Origin of the sequence: Pseudomonas sp. BP6, assembly GCF_017875935.1 — a bacterium.
In the GTDB taxonomy this organism is placed as follows: Bacteria; Pseudomonadota; Gammaproteobacteria; order Pseudomonadales; family Pseudomonadaceae; genus Aquipseudomonas; species Aquipseudomonas putida_Y.
Window position 1 is genome coordinate 2,031,475 of the sequence record NZ_JAGINI010000001.1, and the last position, 23,323, is coordinate 2,054,797.

The window sequence follows — 23,323 nt, forward strand, 5'->3', positions numbered from 1 at the left end:
TCTGCAAAGCCTGCACCGATGTCTTCGCGGGCATGCCCGCTCCCACAGGATGTATGCAGCCCACAGACCTGTGATGTACCTGTGGGAGCGGGCATGCCCGCGAAGAACCCAGCAAAAATTTCCGCCTACCCCCGCGAACTGCTGGCCCAGGCCCGTCTGCAAGCCACTGACGAGCGCCTGCTCGACTGCCTGGAACGCCTGGCCTGCGACACCCCCGACACCTTCACCCGGCGCCTTGGCCTGACCCTGCATTACCCGGTACTCGACAGCCACAGCCTGCTGGCCAGCACCCCACGCTTCGACAAGGTGGCCTTGGCCCAGTGCCTCAAGCGCGAATGTGTGCTGATCGAAGAGGGCGGCCAGTTGCTGGGCGTGTTCGCCGACCCCTTCGATCCCGCTCGCCTGGCCTGGATCGACGACGTACTGCAAGGCGCGCCGCTTTACCTGGCCCACGCCGCCGACCTGGCCACCTTCCTGGCCCGTCATGAAGAAAGCTTCCACGCTGTCGATGCCCTTGACCACGACGCTGAAGCCAGCAGCGAAAGCGACCCGCTGCAACGCCTGTCGCTGGCCAGTATCAGCGAAGATCAGAGCCGCGTGGTCAAGCTGGTCAACTCCACCCTGTACGACGCCCTCAAGCTGCACGCCAGCGACATCCACCTGGGCATGACCGGCCAGGGCCTGACCATCAAGTACCGCATCGACGGCGTGCTCAACGGTGCAGGCAAGGCCAGTGGCAGCGCCTTCGCCGACCAGGTGATCTCACGCATCAAGGTCATGGCCGAGCTGGACATCGGCGAAAAACGCGTGCCCCAGGACGGCCGCTTCAAGGTGGCCGTGGGCGACCGTCAAATCGACTTCCGGGTGTCGATCATGCCTAGCATCTTCGGTGAAGATGCCGTGCTGCGGGTGCTCGACAAGCAGGACTTGTCCGACCGGGTCAGTGGCGTGCAACTGCAAGCCTTGGGCTTTGCCGACGAGACCTTGCGCGCCCTGCGTCGGTTGGCGGCAGAACCCTACGGCATGATCCTGGTCACCGGCCCTACAGGCAGCGGCAAGACCACCACCCTGTACGCCATGATCAGCGAGATCAACCATGGCATGGACAAGATCATCACCATCGAGGACCCGGTCGAGTATCAACTGCCCGGCGTCCTGCAGATCCCGGTCAACGAGAAGAAGGGCCTGACCTTCGCCCGCGGCCTGCGCTCGATCCTGCGTCACGACCCGGACAAGATCCTGGTCGGCGAAATCCGTGACCCTGACACCGCCCAGATTGCCGTGCAATCTGCGCTCACTGGCCACCTGGTGTTCACCACCATCCACGCCAACAACGTGTTCGACGTGATTGGCCGCTTCAGCCAGATGCAGGTCGACCCCTACAGCTTCGTTTCCGCGCTCAACGCGGTGCTGGCCCAGCGCCTGATTCGCCTGGCCTGCCCGCACTGCGCCACGCCCTGTGAACACGATGACGACACCCTGTATGGCTCAGGCCTGACCCGCGAGGGGGTGGCCGGCTGGACGTTCGTCCGCGTCAAGGGCTGCGGCCATTGCCGTGGCAGTGGTTACCGCGGCCGCAGTGCGATTGCCGAACTGCTGCACCTGGATGATGACCTGCGGCAAATGATCGTGGAGCGCCGCCCGCTGGCGCAGATCAAGACGCTTGCCTGTCAGCGCGGCCTGCGCCTGCTGCGGGCCTCGGCCCTGGACCTGGTCCGCGATGGCCGCACCACCCTTGAGGAGATCAACCGTGTCACATTCATCTGACCGTTACTGCGCCGTATTGGGCGCCGAGGGTGTCGGCCTGGGTCGCTGGCACAAGAACCACCACCAATGGCTGGGCAGCCGCGCGTTCAGCAGCGACGCCACCCAACCGGCCTGGGATGCTGCCGTCGATGGGCTGGCCGCGCTGCTGGCCGAGCATGCGGTGCGGGGTGCGCAGTTGCGGGTGCTGCTGTCCGCCCGCTACAGCCGTTTCTGCCTGGTGCCCTGGAGTGACGCCATCGGCCACCCTCGCGAGCTGGACGCCTATGCCCGCGCTTGCTTCGAAAACCTCTACGGGCAGCCGTTGGACGACTGGCGCATCGTGCTGTCACCGGAGCCTGCCGGTGCCGCCCGCATCGCCACGGCGCTGCCCGAAGCCTTGCTGCAGCGGCTGCAGGCACTGGGCCAGGAAAGCCGCCTGAGCCTGCGCTCGGTGCAACCATACCTGATGGCTGCCTACAACCGCTGCTGGTCACAGCTGGAGCAGGGTGACTTCCTGTTCGTGCTGGCCGAGCCGCGCCGCAGTGTATTGCTGCTGGCCGCCGGCGGTGCCTGGCAGCAAGTGCTGGCACAAGGCTGCGCTGACAGCGACCAGGCCTTGCAAGCATTGATCGAGCGTACCTGTGAGCTGTACGGCGAGCACCTGCCACGGGTGTACCTGCATGCTCCGGGCCGCTGCGACGTGCCGCAACTGGCGGCCGTGCAACTGTGCCAGCCGGCCGGCGAAGCCGACCCGCTGTGCGCCATGTGGCGGGCGGTGGCCTGACATGCGCCGCCTCGACCTGGAATTTCAGCCACGACGCAGCGGCCCGCTGGTTTGGTCGCTGCTCGTCCTTGCCAGCGCCATGGTCGCCGGCCTGGTGCTGCTGCAGCAACGCTTGCAGACCGAGCAAGTGGCGCTGGAAGCCAGCGTCCATAGCCTGGAACTGCAACTGGGCCGCCGCCCGGCCAGCACCGAACCCAGGAACAGCGCCGCCAGCCGGGAGCAGGCTGAGCGCCTGGCACAAATGCGCAGTGTGTCGCAGCAACTGCAACGCCCCTGGCAGCAGCTGTTCGCCATGCTTGAAGCCATGCCGCAGGACGACGTCGCGCTGCTCGGTCTGACGCCGGATGCACGCAAGGGCCAGGTGCGCATCACTGCCGAGGCGCGCAACCTCGAGGCGATGCTGCAGTACCACCAGCGGCTGGAAGCCAGCCACGAGCTCAGCGACGTGTCGCTGCTCAACCACGAGGTGCTCGCTGCGCGGCCCGAGCACCCGGTGCGCTTCACCCTCACCGCCACCTGGGAGACCGGCCATGCGCGCCCTTGAATCGTTCAGCAGCCTGATCCTCCAGGAGCGCCTGCGCATTGTCGGCCCGGTAGGCCTGGCTGCCGTAGCCGTAGGCCTGCTCGCCATTGGCGTGGGGTGTGCCGGCGTGCTGCCGCAATGGCAAAGCGTACGCGAACTACGCGCCACCGAAGCGCAGGCCAGCGTACAGGTAGGGCGTGTCAAGCGGGGTGAGCTGAAGATTGCGACCCAGCCCGAGCAGCAGGCCCTCGACAGCCTGCGACAGCAACTGCCCGGGCAGCCCCAGGCCAGCGAACTGATCGAGCGTCTGTACCGCCTGGCCAGCGCCGAGCGCATCAGCTTGGCCCGTGGTGAATACGCGTTGGGCATCGACCCCAAGACCGAGCTGGCCCGCTACCAGATCGTGCTGCCTGTGCGCGGCAGCTACCCGCAGATTCGCGGCTTTATCAAAGGCCTGCTCAAGCAACTGCCGACCCTGGTGCTGGAAGACCTTGAGCTGCAACGCAAACGCATCGGCGACAGCGAGCTCAATGCCCGCCTGCGCATGACCCTTTACCTGTCGAGGTCGTGATGAACACACAACGTGCAGTCATCTGGGCCGGCTTCCTCGGCGTTAGCGCGGCACTGGCCTGGGCGCCGGACCATTGGTTTGGCCAGGACGATGGCGTCGCGGCCTTCGCGGGTACACCCGCTCCTGCAACAGAAAGCGCTGCGCCCATCGTAGGGGCGGGCTTGCCCGCGAAAGGGCCGGAGCAGGCCTCCCGCGACCTGTTCCCAACCCAGCAATGGACCCAACCCAAAGCCCTGGCCACGGTCATCGAACAGCCCGTGGTCGCCGCGCCAGTACTGGCACCCGCTCCGACCGCCCCAGCCTTGCCATTTGAATTCATCGGCCGCATGGGTGACCGCGACGACCTGCAGGTCTTCCTGCAGAGCGGCGAAAAACTCTACGTCGTGCGCCAAGGCGACGTGATCGAAGACACCTATCGCCTCGATCGGGTATCGGCCAGCGAGCTGAACCTGGTCTACCTGCCTTTGCACCAGTCGCAGACCTTGTCTGTCGGGAGCGCACCATGAAGTCGTCAAAGCTGTGCAAGCCTGCTCCGTTTCTGCTCGTTGCGCTGTGCGTGGCCATTGCCGGTTGCGGCTCCAGCGCGGTACGCAAGGACAGCGATCAATTGATGAAGGAGGGCCAGTACGAAGCCGGCATCGCCCGCCTGGAAGAGGCGTTGCGCGACGACCCGCGTGACACAGAGCTGAACATCGCCCTGGCCCACAGCCGCCAGGCGGCTGTCGAGGCCCTGATTACCCAGGCCGACAGCGACCGTGTCCGCCACGACTTCGCCAACGCCCGCATGGGCTATGGCCGGGTGCTCACCCTGGAGCCGAACAACCGCCGTGCCCAGGAAGGCATTCGCCAACTGGAGCTGATCCGCACCCTGGACGAACGCGTCGCGCTTGGCCAGGCGGCACTGCGCCAGGGCGACCTGTTCGGTGCCGAACGCTACATGCGCGAAGTCTTGCGTCTGGACCCGCAGAACCAGAAGGGCATGACCCTGCGCAGCGAAATCGAAAACGTGCAGGCACGCACTGCACAGCCGTACCCGCAATTGCGCAGCAAGCTCGAGCGGCCGGTCACCCTGGAGTTTCGCGATGCCAACCTGAAGACCATCTTCGAAGTGCTGTCGCAGGTGGCCGGCATCAACTTCATCTTCGACAAGGACCTGCGCCCGGACATGAAGGCCACCATCTTCGTGCGCGAGGTGCGCATCGAGGACGCGATAGCGCTGCTGCTGGAACAAAACCAGCTGCGCCAGAAGATCGTCAACGACAACACCGTGATGGTCTACCCCGACTCGCCGCAGAAGACCAAGGACTACCAGGAACTGGTCATGCGCACCTTCTACCTGACCAGCATCGATGCCAACACCGCGCTGAACATGGTCAAGACCATGCTCAAGACCCGCGACGTGTTCGTTGACGAGCGCCTCAACACCCTGACCATGCGTGACACCCCGGACGCCGTGCGCATGGCCGAGAAGCTGCTGCAATCGCAGGACCAGTCCAACCCCGAGGTGGTGCTGGAGGTGGAAGTGATGGAAGTCGCCACCTCGCGCATCCTTGACCTCGGCCTGCAATGGCCCAACACCTTCGGCGTGCTGAGCAACGACGGCAAACCGGTCAGTGTGCTTGACCAACTGAGGGGCATCGACTCCGGCCGCATCAGCATTTCGCCGTCGCCGCAGGCCAAGATCAACGCCCAGGACAAAGACATCAACACCCTGGCCAGCCCGGTGATCCGCGTCAGCAACCGCGAACAGGCGCGCATCCACATCGGCCAGCGGGTACCGATCATCAGCGCCACCTCGGTGCCGTCAACCCAAGGCCCGGTCATTACCGAGAGCGTCACCTATCTGGACGTCGGTCTGAAGCTTGAAGTGCAGCCCACCGTGCACCTGAACAACGAAGTGGCGATCAAGGTGGCGCTTGAGGTGAGTAATGCCACGCCGCTGGAAGCCACGCGCCAGGGCACCATTCCGGTTCAGGTCGACACCCGCAACGCGCAGACCAGCCTGCGCCTGCATGATGGCGAAACCCAGGTGCTGGCCGGCCTGGTGCGCAACGACCACAACGCCAGCGGCAACAAGATCCCCGGCCTTGGCGACATCCCGGGCCTGGGCCGGCTGTTCGGCAGCAACAAGGACGACATGAGCAAGAGTGAGCTGGTGCTGGCGATCACCCCGCGCATCGTGCGCAACCTGCCGTACCAGAGCCCGTCGGACATGGAGTTCTCCACGGGCACCGAGTCGGCCATGCAGGTGCGCCAGATGGCGCCACTGCCGCCGATGGACATGCCCGGTAACGCGCCGGCCACTGATGCACCGGTCGTGGACAGCCAGATGGCGGTCGTCCCGACCAACGTGAGCCCACGGCCATGAACACCCGGCGCCGCATGCACGGCTTCAGCCTGATCGAGGTGGTGCTGACCCTGGCACTGCTCGGGCTGCTCGCCAGCATGGCCGCGCCGCTGACCGAAACCGTGGTACGCCGCGGCAAGGAGCAGCAACTGCGCGAGGCGCTGTACCAGATTCGCGACGCCATCGATGCCTACAAGCGTGCCTTTGACGCCGGCTACATCGAGAAACGCCTGGATGCCAGCGGCTATCCGCCGAACCTGCAGGTGCTGGTAGAGGGCGTGCGTGATGTGCGCAGTGCCAAGGGCGCCAAGTTCTACTTCCTGCGGCGCATCCCGCACGACCCGCTGGTGGCGGCAAAGGATGAAGACGAAGGCGGCTGGGGCCTGCGCGCCTACGACAGCAGCCCAGACAACCCGCGCGAAGGCGAAGACGTGTTCGACGTGTATTCCAGGGCCCGCGGCAAAGGCCTGAACAACATCCCTTACGGCCAATGGTGACAGCCATGAAACGCAGCAAAGGCTTCACCCTGATCGAACTGCTGGTGGTGATGGCGATCATCGCCACGCTGATGACCATCGCCATGCCGCGCTACTTCAACAGCCTGGAAAGCTCGCGCGAGGCCACCCTGCGTCAAAGCCTGGCAGTGCTGCGCGAGGCGCTGGACCACTACTACGGTGATACCGGCCACTACCCCGATTCACTGGAACAACTGGTGGAACAACGTTACCTGCGCAACACGCCGGTCGACCCGATCACCGAGCGCAGCGATGCCTGGCAGTTGGTGCCACCGCCCGAGGGCGTGGCCGGCGGTGTGGCCGATATCAAGAGCGGTGCCACAGGGAGGGCGCGTGATGGCAGCCTCTTCGCTGAATGGTAAGGCCAATGACGGCTTCACCTACCTCGGTGTGCTGCTGCTGATTGCGGTCAGCAGCGTGGCCCTGGCCGCCACCGGCACGATCTGGGCGAGCGCCGCCCAGCGCGACCGCGAACGCCAGTTGCTGTGGGTCGGCGGCCAGTATGCCCAGGCCTTGCGCAGCTACTACCGCGCCTCGCCAGGGCTGGCCCAGTACCCCCAGGATCTGGCCGACTTGCTGCAGGACAACCGCTTCCCGCAGGCCAAACGGCACATCCGCAGGCTCTACCCTGACCCGATCAGCAACAGCGACGAGTGGGGCCTGCTGCGCTCGATCGACGGCCGTATCACTGGCGTCTACAGCCGCTCGGACGCTACCCCTTTCAAGCGCAGTGGCTTCAGCGCCGAATGGAGCGGTTTCGAGGGGCTGGAACACTACAGCGACTGGCAGTTCGTCGCCGAGCAGGCCTTTACCGAAAGTGCACGCGGTGTGCAGACGAATGCGGGCCCGGGAGACACGCCATGAAGCGCCTGGCTGCGCTGTGCCTGAGCCTGCTGCTGATGGCAGGGGTGGCCACCTGCGCCAAGGCGGGTGCCGAAGACGAGATGCAGGGTTTTATCGTCGATAACACCATCTCGCACATCGGCCACGAGTTCTACTACTACTTCGCCGACCGCCTGCGCGCCACCAGCCGTCTGGACTTCAACCTGGTGGTACGCGAACGCCCCGATGCCCGCTGGGGCAGCCTGGTGACGGTGGAGTTCGAGCGTGAAGTGGTGTATCGCCGGTTCCTGCCACCGAACACCACCGAGCTCAAAGACGAGGCCGTCGCCGCCGCCGACCTGGTCAAGCAGCAGATCATTCAACGCAAGCTGCAGCGCCTGCTACAGGACACCACCGACTTGGAGAGGGACGAGCTATGAACCACCGCATTCCACGTTGCATTGCCGCCTGCCTGCTGGCCAGCGCCTGTGCTGCCCAGGCCACCGAGCTGGTGTACACCCCGGTCAACCCGGCCTTTGGCGGTAACCCGTTGAACGGCACTTGGCTGTTGAACAACGCCCAGGCGCAGAACGACTACGACGACCCGGACCTCAAGGACCGTGCCTCGGCCTTTACCGGCACCACAGCCCTTGAGCGCTTCAGCAACCAGCTGGAGTCGCGGATGTTGTCGCAGTTGCTGGACAACATCAGCAACGGCAACACCGGCAGCATGGCGACCGATGCGTTTCTCATTGACGTCATCGACGATTCCGGGGCCTTGAGCATCAAGGTCACCGATCGTGCCACAGGAGAAATTTCGATCATTGAGGTCAGCGGCCTGAACCCCTGAGAGGGAAGGGCTTTTATGTTGGGGAGAGAACACCATGAAACGTCTGCTGAGCACGCTGCTGATCCTCACCGCCCTGGGCCTGCAAGGTTGTGGCCTGCGCGAACCGATGCCCGCTGAACAGGACTCGGAAACCCCGACCCTGACCCCAAGGGCCTCGACCTACTACGACCTGATCAACATGCCACGCCCCAAAGGCCGGCTGATGGCCGTGGTGTACGGCTTCCGCGACCAGACCGGGCAGTACAAGCCCAACCCGGCCAGCTCGTTCTCCACCAGCGTCACCCAGGGCGCGGCCAGCATGTTGATGGATGCCCTGAGTGCCAGCGGCTGGTTCGTGGTGCTGGAGCGTGAAGGGCTGCAGAACCTGCTGACCGAGCGCAAGATCATCCGTGCATCGCAGAAAAAGCCGGATGTGGCGGAAAACATCATGGGCGAGCTGCCACCGTTGCAGGCCGCCAACCTGATGCTCGAAGGCGGCATCATCGCCTACGACACCAACGTGCGCAGCGGTGGCGAAGGTGCCCGCTACCTGGGGATCGACATCTCCCGCGAGTACCGGGTGGACCAGGTCACCGTCAACCTGCGCGCCGTGGACGTGCGCACCGGGCAGGTGCTGGCCAACGTGATGACCAGCAAGACCATCTATTCGGTAGGGCGCAGTGCCGGGGTGTTCAAGTTCATCGAGTTCAAGAAGCTGCTGGAAGCCGAGGTGGGGTATACCACCAATGAACCGGCGCAGCTGTGCGTGCTGTCGGCGATCGAAGCGGCGGTGGGGCACTTGCTGGCGCAGGGGATCGAGCGGCGGCTGTGGCAGGTGGCGGGGGATCCAGCTGATGGCAAGGCCACGGTGGACAAGTTCTTGAGCCAGAATCTGCAGCCGTGATTGACTGTTAGGGAAGCTCTGATCAATTCAGCACAGGCCGCCTGACCTGTGCTGAATTTGCTTGAAAACATTGCGAATTTCAGGTTTCGGGCAACTTGATTGGAGTTTCCCTAAAGCATTTCGAGACTTTGGCTTGTTCGATGCAGGCAATAGTACAAGCTACCGGCTAGGCGATCGGCTTTCATTGAGTTAGTGAGAAGTTGAAATGGGATGAGTGCGTTCTGTTTCTTAGTATTTTTACCTGCTCCTGATAGTTGCGCCCGTGAAGCGCACTTGGCCTGCTGAGTAGAGTAGTGGAACCCACTGTAGGGGGGGCATATAGGTTACTGATCTCAAGCAATCCACGGTATAGTGGTATGATTTCAGGGTCTGTCGGGGGCTTGCCAAGATATATCGCATCTCTAGCTTGGTCTCGTTGCTCTAGTGTAACTTCGTCGATACCTGCTAATATTAAGCGGTCTCGGTGCTTCTTTATTACCAGACGGCTGAAATCTTTGCTTCTAACCGAAAAGTAAGCATCACGTGCCGACGCTTTGATCATGACTTCTGTGTGTGGTCCCTTGAATATTTCGAGACTCTCCATGGTGTAGAGGTTTGGCTTTTTTTTGTTTAATATTTTTATGTAATCATCATACATTAATTGGGATGACCGCAGGTTGGATGCTCTTAAATTTCCTAGCCTTGACGAAGGCGGTAATTTTTGCGCGGCCAGAATTTGTAGTGGCAGAACGCTGGAATGGCCACTTGGATCAACAAAGTTGATCGGGTCTCCTTGGCAGTAGGCGTAGCTGTTGATGCCGCCTGATTGAAATGGACTTAAATTGTCCGGCGAACAAAAGCGCATCAAGCACGGCTTGTATCCGCGCCGACCATTCCCAAGTAAATATCCATCGGATATTTTATCGAGCGGCTGATCGTTGAATGCGAGGGTTGAGTGGTTAGCCGCCATGTGCCAACCATAGGGGGTATAGCGTAGCATCGATCATTGCCCCTGGTTTATTTAATATTGTAGGTATATATAGATTAGTGAATAACGGGCCGCAATCGTTATTTTTAACAGTTGACATATACTGTTGGGGTGTGGGGGCGGGTTAATCCATGCCAGTGGCTCTCACAGTTTTACCTAATATCGCCTCCGGCGCTCAAAGAGGATCTGGTAAGTATGGCCCGCGAGGGGGGACGGTCCCCGAATGAGATGGTGCGGATTGATAGGGAATCGCTCCGGCGTTTTCGTCCAGGCCTCACCGATCACCTTGAAAGGAGTGCGCCATCGCAGCCCTATCGCGACACAAGGCTCCCACATCGGCCGCAGCAGCCGGCCAGGAGTGCGATCAGGCAACAGAAGTGTTACTGCGCATGCCCTCAGCTTGAAACCCTTCCCTGACCTCGGTAGTCTTTGCCCGCTGCTGTCAATCCAGCAGTCGGGTTTGGTCACCCGCAATCATCAAGGCGCACAAGCGCCCGCTCTGCGATACAGTTGGCGCTTTTTTGTGCCCGGCTGTTTCGTTTTATGGCGGCTGTGCGTGGGGCGCCTCCGTGCGCGCCGGTTTCCTTGATTCCCGGTTGACCAACCCGCGTACAGTCGCCACCCATTCGTTTGGTCACGTTGTGTGGCGACTCCAGTGAATCAAGGAGCGACACAATGACAAAAGGCTTACCTGATCCTCCTGTACGCGCCACCACGGCGGCCTCCAGTTTTTCCACCTGCGAATGCAGCCATCCACCGTTGTTCGCGGTTCGTTCGGGCGTGGATTACGAAGATGCGCTGGTGCACCTGTCCACGCTGCTGAAAGGGGCGTTTGCGACCAACCTCAAGGCGCTGGAACTGGCCAAGGGCACCTGCCGTGATCTGCTGTTGAGCAATGACCATGGGTTGGATTCGGCCAAGGCGGTGGTGGAGGCGTTGCTGGATGGGGTTGAGAGGCAGCAGCTGGCTGGGCGGAAGGCGGCGTCGAGTGCCTGACGGGGCTTGGGTATTGGTGATAGCGATCGATATCCCTGATTGACCTCGAGGGCCTCTTCGCGGGCTCGCCCGCTCCCACAGGTACAGCGCAGTCCTCAGGCTTGGTGCGAACCCTGTGGGAGCGGGCAAGCCCGCGAAGCAGGCGACGCGGTGGATCGCACCGGCAACGCCGGTGATCGCCGGCAAGCCAGCTTCCACAGGGATTGCGCCAGCTTCAAGTAACCTGGCCAGCTACACCCCAATCCATCCACTACCAGATGACGCCCAGCCATTTCTCCCGCACACTGCGGAAAATTCCCAAGCCCGTACCCCGTCACATTGCGGGGCACAGCCGGAGTAGAAAATGGCGCGACAACTAATAACAAACGCCCACGACCCGCTGCACGAATCCCGCGAGGCCCGCCTGAAGCTGGCCAGCGAAGGCGAACTACCGCTAGGGATGCTGCGCGACGAGATCGACGCCTCCTGGCGCCGCAGCCTGGGCCACGGCCTGGACTGTCTGCAGGGCGAACAGGTCGGCCTGGGCCTGGAACAGGGCCATGACCTGCGCCTGCTGCTGGAGCGCAACCGCCTGCTGATCGATGCCGTCGCCCCTGAACTCGACTATCTGGTCGCGCGCCAGGGCAAGGCTGGCATCGTCATCCTCGGCGACGCCCAGGCCAACGTGCTGGCCATCGAAGGCCAGAAGCACGTGCTGCAGCGCGAGGGCCTGCGCGATCTGCACCCTGGCAGTTGCTGGAGCGAATCGCTGCGTGGCACCAACGCCATCGGCACGGCCGTGGTCGAAGGCCGGCCGACGCTGATCAACTGCGGCGAACATTACCTTGACCGCCTGAGCCCGTTCTCCTGTACTTCCGTGCCATTGCGCGACCCGCGCGGCGAGGTGATCGGCGTGCTCGACATCACCCGCGAAGGGGTGATGGCGCAACCGCAGGACAGCCTGTCGACCCTGATGCTGGCGGCCGGCAACATTGAAAGCCGCCTGTTTGGCCTGTGCCATCCGGAGCACCTGGTGCTGGCCTTCCACAGCCGCCCGCAGTACCTCAACAGTGCCTGGCACGGCCTGTTGGCCCTGAGCCTGGACGGCGAAGTGCTGGCTGCCAACGACAGTGCCTGCCAGCTGTTGCAGGTGCCGCGTCACGAACTGATTGGGCGGCGCAGCACCGACCTGCTGGGCGAACGTTCCCCGGCCTTTATCGCTCGCCTGTGGCAGGGCGGGGTCAGCAGCGTGCAGACGGCCAAAGGCGAGTTCTATTTCCGTGCCCTACAGCTGCCGCGCCATGGCCGGGTAACCCCCAGCACACCATCCAGCAAGCCGGCCTTGAGCAAACAGTCGCCTGCACTCGATGCTCTGGCCGGTGGTGATCAACGCCTGGCGCGCAACCTGCGCATGGCTCGCCAGGGGCTGGGCAACGGTTTGCCAGTGCTGCTGCTGGGCGAAACCGGTACCGGCAAGGAAGTGGTCGCTCGGGCCTTGCACCAGGCCAGCCCGCGTGCCGACAAACCGTTCGTGGCGGTCAACTGCGCGGCCATTCCCGAAGGGCTGATCGAGTCCGAGCTGTTCGGCTACCGTGAGGGCGCCTTCACCGGTTCGCGGCGCGGTGGCATGGTCGGGCGGCTGATGCAGGCCCATGGTGGCACGCTGTTCCTCGACGAAATCGGCGACATGCCGCTCGCCCTGCAAGCACGCCTGCTGCGGGTACTGCAGGAGCGCCGCGTAGCACCCTTGGGGGCGGGTGACGAGCAGGACATCGACGTGGCGCTGATCTGCGCCACCCACCGCGACCTCAAGCGCCTGGTCCAGGAACAACACTTCCGTGAAGACCTGTTCTACCGGGTCAACGGCGTGTCGCTGCGCCTGCCGGCCCTGCGTGAACGTGAGGACCTGGCGGCGATCATCCAGGGCCTGCTGGACAAGGCCGATGCGCGTGGTGTAACCCTCGACCCGGCGTTGACCGCGTTGCTCGAAGGCTTCGACTGGCCTGGCAACATCCGTCAGCTGGAAATGGTGGTGCGCACCGCGCTGGCCATGCGCGAGGATGGCGAGCAGGTGCTGACCCTCGATCACCTTACCGACTGCCTGCTGGACGAACTGGCCAGCAGCACAGCGCCCTCCGGCAGCCTCAAGGACAGTGAACTGGAACAGATTCGCGGTGCCCTGGCGCGCCACCAGGGCAACGTCTCGGCCGCCGCCGCGGCACTGGGTATCAGCCGGGCGACGCTGTACCGCAAGCTCAAGCAGTTGCGCGGCTGACGTGGGCGGCCTGTTCGCAAGGCTGGTGGATTCCAGCGACCCTGTACTCATGCGCCAGGCGTTGGCCTGGCTGTATGGTTTCGTGCGCCCCCATCGGCGTGCCATCGGCCTGTTGCTCAGCTTGTCGCTGGGTGCATCGCTGCTGGCGCTGGCGCAGCCCTGGCTGGTCAAGACCCTGATCGATGAAGGGCTGCTGGCCAAGGATTACCAGACGCTTTGGCACATGGCGGCAATCATGATCGGCGCGGGCCTGCTGGGCACGGTGCTGTCCGGCGTCAACCGCTACCTGCATACGCGCTTGTCGGGGCGCATCCTGTTCGCCTTGCGCGACGATCTTTACCGCCATCTGCAGCAGTTGTCGCCGACCTTTTACGGGCGGCGGCGTATCGGCGACATTCTTTCGCGGCTGGATGGCGATGTGGCAGAGATCCAGCGCTTTGCCGTGGACTCGCTGTTCTCGGCGGTGTCGGCGGTGATCGGCCTGGTGGGCGCGGTGACGTTGATGCTGATGCTGTCGTGGCAGTTGTCGCTGTTGCTGGCGCTGCTGGTGCCGATCGAAGTGCTGTGGCTGCGCTGGATGCGGCGCAAGGTGGAGCGCGAAGTGCGCAACTTGCGTGAGCGCTCGGCGGATGTGTCGTCTTTCCTGGTCGAGACCCTGCCGGCGATGAAGTTCATTCAGGCGGCCGGCCAGCAAGGCCGGGAAGCAGGGCGCCTGGACCAGCTTGGGCAAGGTTACATGCGCCAGTTGCTGAAGGTGCAGGTGACCGAATTCTTCACCCAGGCCATCCCCGGCACGCTCACCTCGTGGTGCCGCGCCTGTGCGTTCCTGGTCGGTGGCTGGTGGGTGATCCAGGGCACCTGGCAACTGGGCGCGTTGATCGCTTTTTCTACTTACATGGGCATGGCGGTTGGGCCGGTGCAGAGCCTGTTGGGCTTGTACGTGGCGGTGCAGCGCATGGCTGTCAGCCTGGGAAGGGTGATGGAACTGAAGCAGGAAGCGGTAGCGGTGCATCAGACCGCCAACCCGCAGCCCATCCCCGATGGCCCCGGCGAGTTGCGCCTGGAGGCGCTGAGCTTTGCCCATGAGGGGCGTCAGGGTGCGGTACTGAACAACGTGCGGGTGAGCATCCCGGGTGGCCTGAAAGTCGCCATCAGCGGTGCCTCCGGGGTGGGCAAGTCAACCCTGATCGACCTGCTGCAGCGCTTTTACGACCCGGACGCCGGGCGCATCCTGCTGGACGGCGTCGATCTGCGCGACCTTGATCTGGCTGCACTGCGCAGGCGAATCGCCGTGGTCAGCCAGGACATCGTGCTGTTCCGTGGCACCCTGGCGCAGAACCTGGCTTATGGCGTGCCCGAGGTCAGCCGTGATGAACTGGAACGGGTGGTGCGCCTGGCGCGGCTGGACAGCCTGGTCGACAGCCTGCCGTTGGGCCTGGATGGCTTGCTGGGCGAGCGCGGCCAGCAGTTGTCCGGGGGGCAGAAACAACGCATCGCCATTGCTCGTGCAGTGTTGCAGGCCCCGGCGATTCTGGTGCTGGACGAGGCCACTTCGGCGGTGGACGAAGCCACCGAACGTGAAGTGATCGCGGCCATCGACCAACTGTTCTCCGGCCGCACGCGCATCCTGATCAGCCACCGGGCTTCGACCTTGGCCGATGCCGACCTGCACCTGCAACTGCATGACGGCCAGTTGCAGGTACTGGCGCAGGAGGTGATCAATCATGGGCACTGACGTGCGCGTTGGTATCATCGACAGCGGCTGCTCGCCGGAGCAGGCCAACGGCTTGCTGGACGCCCGCCGTTTCTGGCTGGAAGACGGCCAGTTGCGCGAAGGTGAAATGCTCCCCGACCCGCTTGGGCACGGCAGTGCAGTGCTCGCCAGCTTGCAACACGAGGCCGGTCCGGTGTCGGTGCTGGTGGCCCAGGTGTTCAGTGCCCAGGCCAGCACCAGTGCGTTGCAGGTGGCTGCCGCATTGCTGTGGCTGGTGGAATCGGGGGCCACGCTGGTCAATCTCAGCCTGGGCTTGCAGCAGGACCGGCCCGTGCTGCATCAGGCTTGTGCCGAGGCGCTGGCAGCTGGCGTGCTGTTGTGTGCATCCAGCCCGGCGCAGGGTGGGCCGGTGTACCCGGCCAGCTACCCTGGGGTATTTCGATTGACCGGTGATGCGCGTTGTGCGCCCGGCCAGTGGTCCTGGCTTGGCACCCGACAGGCGGACTTTGGCGGTTATGTGGGGGCGGGCGGCCGAGCGGGTGCGAGCTTGGGCTGTGCAGCTTTGAGCGGAAGGATTGCGGCTTTGCTGCGTGACGAGCCGGGTAGGGATCGCCAGCAGGTCCATGACTGGTTGCGCGATCACGCGGCGTTCATCGGCCCAGAGCGTCGGGGGCCCAGCCATGGTTGAGCCGCGCATTGTGGTGCTGGGTGCCGGCCCTGCGGGTGCCGCCACGGCCATTGGCTTGCGGCGGCTGGGTTACACCGTGACGGTGGTGTCGGAGTGGCGCCGTTTCGCGGCCGTAGAAGGCGTTTCGCAGCGGGTGCTGGAGGGCTTGCGTCATGCAGGCCTGGGCGGGGCCTTGAGCCAGGCGGCCATGCCGGCCACCCGCCAGGTGCACTGGAATGGCCAGCATCTGCAGATGAACCAGGAGTTTTTGCTCGACCGGCAACGTTTTGACCAAGCGCTGCGCGAAGACCTTCAGCGCGCAGGCGTGAGTGTGGTCGAGGGGCGGGTGCGTGAGGTCGTGCAGGGGGGCGGTCATCATGTGCGCCTGGACGATGGGCAGGTGCTGAGCGCTGATTTCCTGGTCGAGGCCCGAGGCCGCCAGGCACCCCTGGCCGCAGACCGCCTGCGTGGGCCGGAAACGGTCAGCCTGCTCAATGTCTGGCAAGGTAGCCCGGGTGCGCCTGCGTCGGCGGTGGAAAGCCTGGAGGATGGCTGGGCGTGGATGGCACGGCTGGAAGATGGCCGCTGTTACTGGCAAGTCACCCAGGACGCTGCCGGGCTGCCGGGAAAGGCTGGGTTGGCAGCGTACTGCGTTATGTTGCGGGGCCGCAGCGCATTGGTCGCCGAACTGTTCGACGATCAGGCATTGATACCGGCACAGGTGCATGCACGCAGCAGTACCGCCATTCTGGCAGGAGAATGTGTCGGGCAGGACTGGATCCGGGTGGGCGATGCGGCGATGGCCGTTGACCCGCTGTCGGGCAACGGGATTTTTCAGTCGCTCTCTTCGGCATTGCAGGCGCCGGTGGTGATCAATACGTTGCTGCGCAGGCCTGAGCGGGCCGAGCTGGCGCGGCAGTTTCACCAGCAGCGGGTCGAGCAGCTGTTCTTGCGTTTTGCCCGCATTGGCCGGGATTTCTATGCCCAGGAACAAAGCCGGGTGGGGCAACCGTTCTGGGCCCGGCGCCAGGGTTGGCCGGATGCGCAACCCCTGCATGAGGCGCCTGATTGGCAAGCGGTGCGGGTTGAGCGGCGGCCTGTACTGCGTGATGGGCTGGTGGATGCGGCCGAGGTGGTGGTGACAGCGGATCAGCCGTTGGGGGTGTGGCATTTGCAGGGGGTGGAACTGGCGCCTGTGGTGCGACAAATACGCAGTGGGCGGCCTGTTGAGGCGGTGTTGTCGGGGCTTGCGGGTGAACAGCAGAGGAGGGTGCGGCGGTGGCTAAGGGAGCAGGGGTTGGCTTGGTTTGAGATCACGAAGCGGTAAATCAGCTCTACTGGACACCGCACTTGAGGTCTGGGTCATGGGGTGGCACGTTCACTCTTACGGCCGTCTGATGTTATTGCTTAATGAGTAATTATCCCTGGGGTGAAGAGCTAAGGCCTCTATATTGCCTGGAGAAATTGTCACCGGATGGTAGAGAAATTTCTTATGGTTTTCTGAACCTGGCTTGAAAGTGTTGGATTCGACAATTTCGATTGCATAGCGGTCAGGGGTATACACCTCACGGACGTGTACGGGGCCCTGATATCCCGTCACAGATGATTGAGTCTTGTTCATGAGTTGTTCCATCATCGAAAGTCCACCGCCATGAGGACGGTTTGCAGAGTAACAGGAGATTAGATGGATGGGTTGTTGGGAAGCATCGATGCCCAGCTCATCGTTGAGGGCCGCTAGCATCTTGGTACCCGATATCATGTTACCCCGACTTATCTGAATTTTTCCTGGTGCTCCATGCCCGTAGATGTTCAAGACGAGCCCGGTGGGACTTGACAAGTCCGAGGTCCAGAAAACTGCAAGATCATCCAACCTCGCAGCCCAGCCTTTATAGCTAAAGGCTATTTTTCCGATACCGATGGGTTGATGCCCAGAAGGGTCTCGTAAGTTTATGGGGTCGCCCAACACGTAGGTATAGGCATTAATTCCACCCCGATCGAATGGAGCATCATGATCGGGACTTTGGAATCGCATAATAACCGGATTGTATAGCCTGTAGCCGTTGCCCAGAAGATAATTTCCCGTGAGTGTATCGCGGTATTCTCCTTTGAATCCGAAATAGATGGGGTTTTTCAGTCCGTCATGGCCATAAGGGGAATAGGCGATAGCTCTGCGTTCATGTTCAAAAACGGAGTTGGCCACGTCTGTTGGCATTAACGAGGTACGCGGCAGCAAACCTGATTGCTGCAGTGCGAGCAGTTGCTCGCCCTGGCGAAAAGCTGTACGGGCAGTGGTTTTCTCGATGCAGCTATGTTGATGTGCGCCTTGATAAAAAAATCTCATGTCAATCTCCGGTTCTCTCAGAAAATCATCCATGGGAGATGAATGATGTGCAGCTTGAGAGACAAGAAGCTACTGGCAAAATTGACAGGGTCTATGGAGGCATTGCCTGCTGAAGCTCAGAGCTCACTCGTTCGTGGCTCGATCAATAAATTCACCCGGTTGATTGTCGAGTGTTAAATTGCTGCCTACATTGCCCGAAGACATTAAAGTCTGGGCGCGACAAGGCGGACCACGAGCGTATTAACCAATATATGGGGGCTTCCTCGCGGTGTGCCGGTCAGGTACTGCAGGATGAAAAGTATGAGCAAAAAATCGGCGAGCCATTACGCTTGAACGCCTGGTTTGGCAGATGTGCTGATGGGCCGCAAAGCGGCCCGGGATTTCTAATCAGAAAAAGGTCCCGACAATCAACTGCAGGTAAGTCCCGGTATCCCGCCCACCCAGCTGCGTACCGCCATTGGCCGCACTGCGCTCCGGCTTGTAGAACCCCACCACCGGGCTGATCAGCAGGTGGTCGTTGACCATCCATTCCACATACAGGTCCAGCTCGCGTCCGCCAAGGTTGCCCTGGTCGGTGTCCAGCGTGTCGAAGTCGAAATACAGTGCGCCGACGGTCAGGTTGTCCCGTGGCTTGCCCTTCAGCGCTACATGGTGCACTTGGCTGTTCTTGTTGAACGGCCCGGCATAGTTGGCTGCCACTTCACCCTGGAACCAGGTGCCGTAGCCCCGGCTCAGGCCATAGAACAGCGGGTCGAAGCCTTCTGAGAAGCGGCTGTAGCGATAGGTGGCGGTAGGTGACCAGGGCAATTGGGAGAAGGTCCAGTTGCCCTCCAGGTACCAGGCATTCTCGCGCCCGCCGGTCTTGTCCTGGGTCACGTACTCGGCGGCCAGCTCCAGGTCTTTGACGCCCAGGTTGCCGCGCCCGCGCAGGCTGGCGGTGTCCATGCCGTCGCGGTGTTCCAGGCCCATGATCTGCGCGTAGCGCTGGTCCACGTCGAGGCCGCGGATCCAGCTCAGGCCGACGGTACCGGTGTCGGCGACGTGCTCCAGGTTGGCTACCGCCAGGGAAGTGTCGGCTTGGTAATGGTTGTCGGACTTCAACCACATCAGGTCACCGCGCCAGCCCTGGTTACCGCCCAGGCGCAGCACGGCGGTGCGGTCGAAGGCCTTGCGCGCGGCCAGGTAGTAGGCACCGCCGCGATCGAAGTTGCCCCCCAGGTCGACCTTGCCCAGGTTGACCGGGTCACCCTGGATCAGGAAACCATCACCCAGGGTGACGACCTGGCGGCCACCGGAAATGTCGACGCCATCTTCGCCCAGCGCCGGAAACAGGTTGGCCGAGCGCCAGCCCAAATACAGGTCTTCGGTGGCGGTGCGGCGTTCGTCGCCCAAGGTCAGGCCGGCGGCGTCGCCATCGCCCCAGGTGGCGGAACTGAGCAGGCTGAAGGCGCCGTAGAGGGTGCCGCTATCGGCCAGGGTCTGGCTGCCGCTGAGGCCGTATTTTACGTAGCCTTCCTGCCAGGCGGTGCTGCCGGGTTGGCGGTTGCCGGCCTGGTTGAAGCTTTCGTCGCTGTGGAAGACACCGAACAGGGCTTCGAGGTTGGCGTTGAGGCTGGTGCCATCGTGGTTGTACAGCTCGTAGGCTTGGGTGGCGGGGGCGGTTAACAGCAGGGCCAATGTGCAGGCGAGTGTGTGCCTCATGGGTTTGCTCCATGGTTTTTATTGTTGTTTTTTTGTTGCCTGTGCCGGCCTCTTCGCGAGTGAACCCGCTCCTACAGGGCATGTGATACCTGGTGTAGGAGCGGGTTTACCCGCGAAGAAGCCGGTACAGGAAAAAGATCAGAGCTTGATCAACACCGATTTCAGCTCCGTGTAATGCTCGATGGCCGCTGAACCCATCTCACGACCAACGCCAGACATCTTGTAGCCACCAAACGGCAGCGCCGGGTCGAGCGCGCTGTGGCAGTTGACCCACACCGAGCCAGACTTGATGCGCGGGATCATGCGGTGCACGGCGGCCAGGTCGTTGGACCAGATGCTTGCACCCAGGCCATAGGGGTTGTCGTTGGCCATGCCGATCACTTCGTCGATGTCATCGAATGGCATCGCCACCAGCACCGGCCCGAAGATTTCTTCCTGTACCAGGCGGTGACGCTGGTTCACATCGACAATCACCGTCGGCTTGACGAAGTAACCAGGCCCGAAACCTTCACCCCCGCAGGCGATGGTGGCGCCCAGTTCGCGGCCAAGCTCGATGTAGCCAGTGACGCGGTCCTGCTGCTTGGCTGAAATCAACGGGCCCATCTGCACCGCCGGGTCCAGCCCGTTGCCCAGCTTCATGGCATTGGCGATCCCGGCGATGTCGGCCACCACGTTGTCGAAGTGCTTGCGGTGCACATACAGCCGCGAGCCTGCGCAGCACACCTGGCCCTGGTTGAAGAAGATCGCCGTGGCCGCACCGGCTGCGGCTTCCTGCAGGTTGGCGTCGGGCATGACGATGGTCGGCGACTTGCCGCCCAGCTCCAGGGTGACGCGGGTCATGTTGTCCATGGCCGCCTTGCCGATCAGCTTGCCGACCTCGGTGGAGCCGGTGAAGGTCAGCTTGTCTACGCCGGGGTGGCGGCTGAGCGCGGCGCCGGCGTTCAGGCCGGTACCGGTAACCACGTTGAACACACCGGCCGGGTAGCCGGCCTCGTCGACCAGCTCGGCCAGCTTGAGCACGCTCAGTGGGGTTTCATCGGCAGGCTTGAGCACCACGGTGCAGCCGGTGGCCAGTGCCGGGCCGAGCTTCCAGCAGGCCAGCAGCAGTGGGAAGTTCCAGGCAACGATGGCGCCAACCACGCCCACTGCCTCGCGGCGCACGAAGCCGTGGAACTGGTCGTTGGGCATCAACGGCATGGACGCTTCGACGGTGCTACCCTCGATCTTGGTAGCCCAGCCAGCCATATAGCGCAGGAAGTCGATGGCCAGTTGCACGTCCATCACCTGGGCCACGGCGGCGCTCTTGCCATTGTTCAGGCATTCCAGTTCGGCCAGCTGACGCGCATCGCGCTCCATCAGGTCGGCCAGGCGCCACAGCAGGTTCTGCCGCTCGCGTGGGCGCATGCGGCTCCAGGGCGAGTCGTCGAAGGCCTGGCGCGCAGCGCGCACGGCGCGGTCGACATCTTCGGCCTCGGCGGCCGGCACTTCACCCAGCACTTCGCCGGTGGCCGGGTTGCGGAACGACAGGGTGCGACCGCTGGCGGCGTCCTGCCAGTCGGCACCGATGCGCATCTTCAGCTTGCGTTCGAGAAAGGCGCGGGTGGTGGGCAGGATGGGCAGTTCGGAAAGCATGGGGCTGTGCCTCTTGTCATTGGATGTGACGGGCACTGGCGCAATGGCCGTGCCAACCTGGGCTGATGGCCGCAAAGCGTTGTGGGCGTTGGGTTTTGCCTGAGCGCAAGGTTGCGATTGCCGGGTTGCGTTGTTGCACATTGAGACGGTGTGAGACGGTGGTGAAACAGTGGCTGTTCGGCCTCTTCGCGGGCCCTGTCTCAACATGAAACACCCTGTCGCGAAATGGCACGCTGCAAATGGCCATCCCGGCTCCTGGCCAAGCCCCGAAAACCGCTTAATAGGTTGAAAGGAAACGCTTTTACCCTAACTGGCACAGTTCCTGTATCACAACCGTCACATGCACACCTGCTGTACCAAAGCGTGCGAAAACGATAAGAACAACAACCGTGGAGGTCTGACCTTGAAGACGACTCGACTCCGGCGGCATGCGGGCAAACTGGCGCTGGTCGCCGCCGCGCTGCTGAGCACCCAGGCCATGGCGGCCGAGCAGGGCCCGAGCCTGTTGCAGAACAAGTGCATGGGGTGCCATATCCCCGAAGGCAACGACACCTATAGCCGCATCAGCCACCAGCGCAAGACACCGGAAGGCTGGCTGATGAGCATCGCCCGCATGCAGGTGATGCATGGCCTTCAGATCAGCGACGACGACCGTCGCACGCTGGTCAAATACCTGGCCGACAAACAGGGCCTGGCGCCCAGCGAAACCGATGGCGTGCGTTACGCCATGGAGCGCCGGCTCAATACCGTCGAGCACTTCGACACCCAGCTCAGTGAGACCTGTGGCCGTTGCCACTCGGGTGCCCGTGTCGCCTTGCAACGGCGCCCGGCCAAGGAGTGGGAACACCTGGTCAACTTCCACCTTGGCCAGTGGCCGTCCCTTGAATACCAGGCCCAGGCGCGTGACCGCGACTGGTTGCCGATCGCCTTGCAGCAAGTGGTGCCGGACCTTGCCAAGCGTTACCCGATGGAAAGCGCGGCCTGGGCCGAATGGCAGAAGGCCAAGCCCAAGGCGGACGTACTGCCGGGGCAGTGGGCATTCAGCGGCCATATGCTGGCCAAGGGCGATGTACGTGGGGTGATGAGCGTCACGGCCGGAGAGGGCGATTCCTTCAAGGTCGAGGTCAAGGGTGCTTACGCCGACGGTACACCCTTCAACGGCAGCGGCTCGGCCATCCTGTACAACGGTTATGAATGGCGCGGCAATGTGAAGGTTGGCGATACCAACCTGCGCCAGGTGTTCGCCGCGCTCGATGGCGAAATGAAAGGCCGTATGTTCGAAGCCGATCACGATGAGCGCGGCTTGGACTTCAGCGCCGTGAAGGAAGGCAAGGCGCAGTTGCTGGCGGTACAACCGGCGTTCATCAAGGCCGGCGGCGAAAGCGAAATCACCCTGGTTGGCAGCGGCCTGACTGGCAAGCCGGACCTGGGCGCCGGGGTGGAAGTGACCGAAGTGCTGGAGCAGACCCAGACCTTGGTAAGGGTCAAGGCCCGCGCCGCATCCGATGCCAGGCCAGGCCTGCGCGAGGTGGCGGTAGGTGCGCTCAAGGGCGTGAACCTGGCGGTTTACGACAAGGTCGACGAAGTGAAGGTCGTGCCGGCGTTCTCCATCGCACGCATTGGCGAGAACGGCGCCTCCGTGCCGAAAGTGCAGGGGCGTTTCGAGGCCGAAGCCTGGGGCAAGGATGCCGATGGCCAGCCGCTGCGTATCGGCTACCTGCCGGCCAGCTGGAGGGTCGAGCCGTTCAACGAGCGTGCTGTCGAGGATGAAGACGTCAAGTTCGCCGGGCAGATGCAGGCCGACGGCGTGTTCGTGCCTGGCGGTGCCGGGCCCAACCCGGAGCGCAAGATGATGACCAACAACGCCGGTAACCTCAAGGTCATCGCCACGCTGGCCGACGGTGGCCAGACCGGCGAAGGGCACATGATCGTCACCGTACAGCGCTGGAACAACCCGCCGCTGCCATAACGGCAGGCTGCAACGGTTTTCCAACGAATCGATTATCGGGA

Annotated in this window: 22 protein-coding genes; 18 read left to right on the plus strand and 4 right to left on the minus strand. The window is 63.0% G+C overall.

The window, feature by feature from the left end; translation table 11 throughout:
• Positions 1-93: 93 nt before the first annotated feature.
• The 12 genes from J3A98_RS09305 to J3A98_RS09360 are packed head-to-tail and all read left to right on the plus strand — an operon-like array spanning position 94 to position 9,041.
• Complete coding sequence (locus J3A98_RS09305) at positions 94-1,767, plus strand: GspE/PulE family protein (RefSeq protein WP_176683361.1); 1,674 nt, start codon at positions 94-96, stop codon at positions 1,765-1,767.
• The gene (locus J3A98_RS09310) at positions 1,751-2,530 is read left to right on the plus strand and encodes a hypothetical protein (RefSeq protein WP_209965533.1); all 780 of its coding nucleotides are present in this window, start codon (positions 1,751-1,753) and stop codon (positions 2,528-2,530) included. Before J3A98_RS09305 ends, J3A98_RS09310 begins: the two co-directional genes overlap by 17 nt.
• Position 2,531: 1 nt before the next feature.
• Positions 2,532-3,074: a pilus assembly protein gene (locus J3A98_RS09315; protein WP_209965536.1), complete on the plus strand. Its 543-nt coding sequence runs from the start codon at positions 2,532-2,534 to the stop codon at positions 3,072-3,074.
• Positions 3,061-3,624 (plus strand): type 4a pilus biogenesis protein PilO, encoded by a 564-nt coding sequence (pilO, locus tag J3A98_RS09320; protein ID WP_176683364.1) that lies wholly within the window; start codon positions 3,061-3,063, stop codon positions 3,622-3,624. Before J3A98_RS09315 ends, pilO begins: the two co-directional genes overlap by 14 nt.
• Entirely contained in the window at positions 3,624-4,130 is a 507-nt protein-coding gene (locus J3A98_RS09325; protein WP_209965538.1) for a hypothetical protein, read from the plus strand. Before pilO ends, J3A98_RS09325 begins: the two co-directional genes overlap by 1 nt.
• Positions 4,127-5,992 (plus strand): secretin N-terminal domain-containing protein, encoded by a 1,866-nt coding sequence (locus J3A98_RS09330; RefSeq protein WP_209965540.1) that lies wholly within the window; start codon positions 4,127-4,129, stop codon positions 5,990-5,992. Before J3A98_RS09325 ends, J3A98_RS09330 begins: the two co-directional genes overlap by 4 nt.
• Positions 5,989-6,468 carry a type II secretion system protein gene (locus J3A98_RS09335; protein WP_176683367.1) on the plus strand — a complete coding sequence of 160 codons (480 nt, stop codon included), beginning with the start codon at positions 5,989-5,991 and terminating at the stop codon, positions 6,466-6,468. Before J3A98_RS09330 ends, J3A98_RS09335 begins: the two co-directional genes overlap by 4 nt.
• Before the next feature lie 5 nt (positions 6,469-6,473).
• Complete coding sequence (locus tag J3A98_RS09340; protein ID WP_003247965.1) at positions 6,474-6,848, plus strand: type II secretion system protein; 375 nt, start codon at positions 6,474-6,476, stop codon at positions 6,846-6,848.
• The gene (locus J3A98_RS09345) at positions 6,823-7,350 is read left to right on the plus strand and encodes a type II secretion system protein (protein ID WP_176683368.1); all 528 of its coding nucleotides are present in this window, start codon (positions 6,823-6,825) and stop codon (positions 7,348-7,350) included. Before J3A98_RS09340 ends, J3A98_RS09345 begins: the two co-directional genes overlap by 26 nt.
• A complete protein-coding gene (gene csgE, locus J3A98_RS09350) occupies positions 7,347-7,748 on the plus strand; it encodes a curli production assembly/transport protein CsgE (RefSeq protein WP_209965542.1) in 402 nt (133 codons plus the stop codon). Before J3A98_RS09345 ends, csgE begins: the two co-directional genes overlap by 4 nt.
• Positions 7,745-8,158, plus strand: a complete 414-nt coding sequence (locus tag J3A98_RS09355; RefSeq protein ID WP_003247970.1) for a curli assembly protein CsgF — start codon at positions 7,745-7,747, stop codon at positions 8,156-8,158. Before csgE ends, J3A98_RS09355 begins: the two co-directional genes overlap by 4 nt.
• Before the next feature lie 34 nt (positions 8,159-8,192).
• Positions 8,193-9,041 (plus strand): CsgG/HfaB family protein, encoded by an 849-nt coding sequence (locus J3A98_RS09360; RefSeq protein ID WP_176683370.1) that lies wholly within the window; start codon positions 8,193-8,195, stop codon positions 9,039-9,041.
• A gap of 181 nt (positions 9,042-9,222) precedes the next feature.
• Here J3A98_RS09360 and J3A98_RS09365 read toward each other — a convergent pair whose 3' ends face one another.
• Positions 9,223-10,020: an RHS repeat-associated core domain-containing protein gene (locus J3A98_RS09365; RefSeq protein ID WP_209965545.1), complete on the minus strand. Its 798-nt coding sequence runs from the start codon at positions 10,018-10,020 to the stop codon at positions 9,223-9,225.
• Between the two features lie 747 nt (positions 10,021-10,767).
• On the opposite strand from J3A98_RS09365, the gene J3A98_RS09370 reads away from it, so the two are divergent.
• From J3A98_RS09370 to J3A98_RS09390, 5 genes are all read left to right on the plus strand, one after another.
• On the plus strand, positions 10,768-11,004 hold the full coding sequence (locus J3A98_RS09370) for a hypothetical protein (protein ID WP_029380666.1): 237 nt from the start codon (positions 10,768-10,770) through the stop codon (positions 11,002-11,004).
• Positions 11,005-11,347: 343 nt separating this feature from the next.
• Positions 11,348-13,258, plus strand: coding sequence for a sigma-54-dependent Fis family transcriptional regulator (locus J3A98_RS09375; protein ID WP_176683372.1), 1,911 nt, complete (start codon positions 11,348-11,350; stop codon positions 13,256-13,258).
• Position 13,259: 1 nt separating this feature from the next.
• Positions 13,260-14,993 (plus strand): ABC transporter ATP-binding protein, encoded by a 1,734-nt coding sequence (locus J3A98_RS09380; RefSeq protein WP_209965547.1) that lies wholly within the window; start codon positions 13,260-13,262, stop codon positions 14,991-14,993.
• Positions 14,983-15,660, plus strand: coding sequence for a peptidase S8 and S53 subtilisin kexin sedolisin (locus J3A98_RS09385; RefSeq protein WP_209965549.1), 678 nt, complete (start codon positions 14,983-14,985; stop codon positions 15,658-15,660). The genes J3A98_RS09380 and J3A98_RS09385 overlap by 11 nt, the downstream gene beginning before the upstream one ends.
• Entirely contained in the window at positions 15,653-16,966 is a 1,314-nt protein-coding gene (locus J3A98_RS09390) for a tryptophan 7-halogenase (protein WP_209965551.1), read from the plus strand. Before J3A98_RS09385 ends, J3A98_RS09390 begins: the two co-directional genes overlap by 8 nt.
• A gap of 57 nt (positions 16,967-17,023) precedes the next feature.
• Here the strand turns inward: J3A98_RS09390 and J3A98_RS09395 are convergent, their stop codons facing one another.
• The 3 genes from J3A98_RS09395 to J3A98_RS09405 all read right to left on the minus strand — a co-directional run bounded on the left by J3A98_RS09395 (position 17,024) and on the right by J3A98_RS09405 (position 21,313).
• Entirely contained in the window at positions 17,024-18,013 is a 990-nt protein-coding gene (locus J3A98_RS09395) for an RHS repeat-associated core domain-containing protein (protein WP_209965554.1), read from the minus strand.
• Positions 18,014-18,367: 354 nt separating this feature from the next.
• Complete coding sequence (locus tag J3A98_RS09400) at positions 18,368-19,681, minus strand: hypothetical protein (RefSeq protein ID WP_209965556.1); 1,314 nt, start codon at positions 19,679-19,681, stop codon at positions 18,368-18,370.
• Positions 19,682-19,819: 138 nt separating this feature from the next.
• Positions 19,820-21,313 carry an aldehyde dehydrogenase family protein gene (locus J3A98_RS09405; RefSeq protein WP_209965558.1) on the minus strand — a complete coding sequence of 498 codons (1,494 nt, stop codon included), beginning with the start codon at positions 21,311-21,313 and terminating at the stop codon, positions 19,820-19,822.
• 403 nt (positions 21,314-21,716) lie between these two features.
• Here J3A98_RS09405 and peaA point away from each other — a divergent pair, with 403 nt between their 5' ends.
• A complete protein-coding gene (gene peaA / locus J3A98_RS09410) occupies positions 21,717-23,282 on the plus strand; it encodes a quinohemoprotein amine dehydrogenase subunit alpha (RefSeq protein WP_209965559.1) in 1,566 nt (521 codons plus the stop codon).
• The last annotated feature ends 41 nt before the right edge of the window (positions 23,283-23,323 follow it).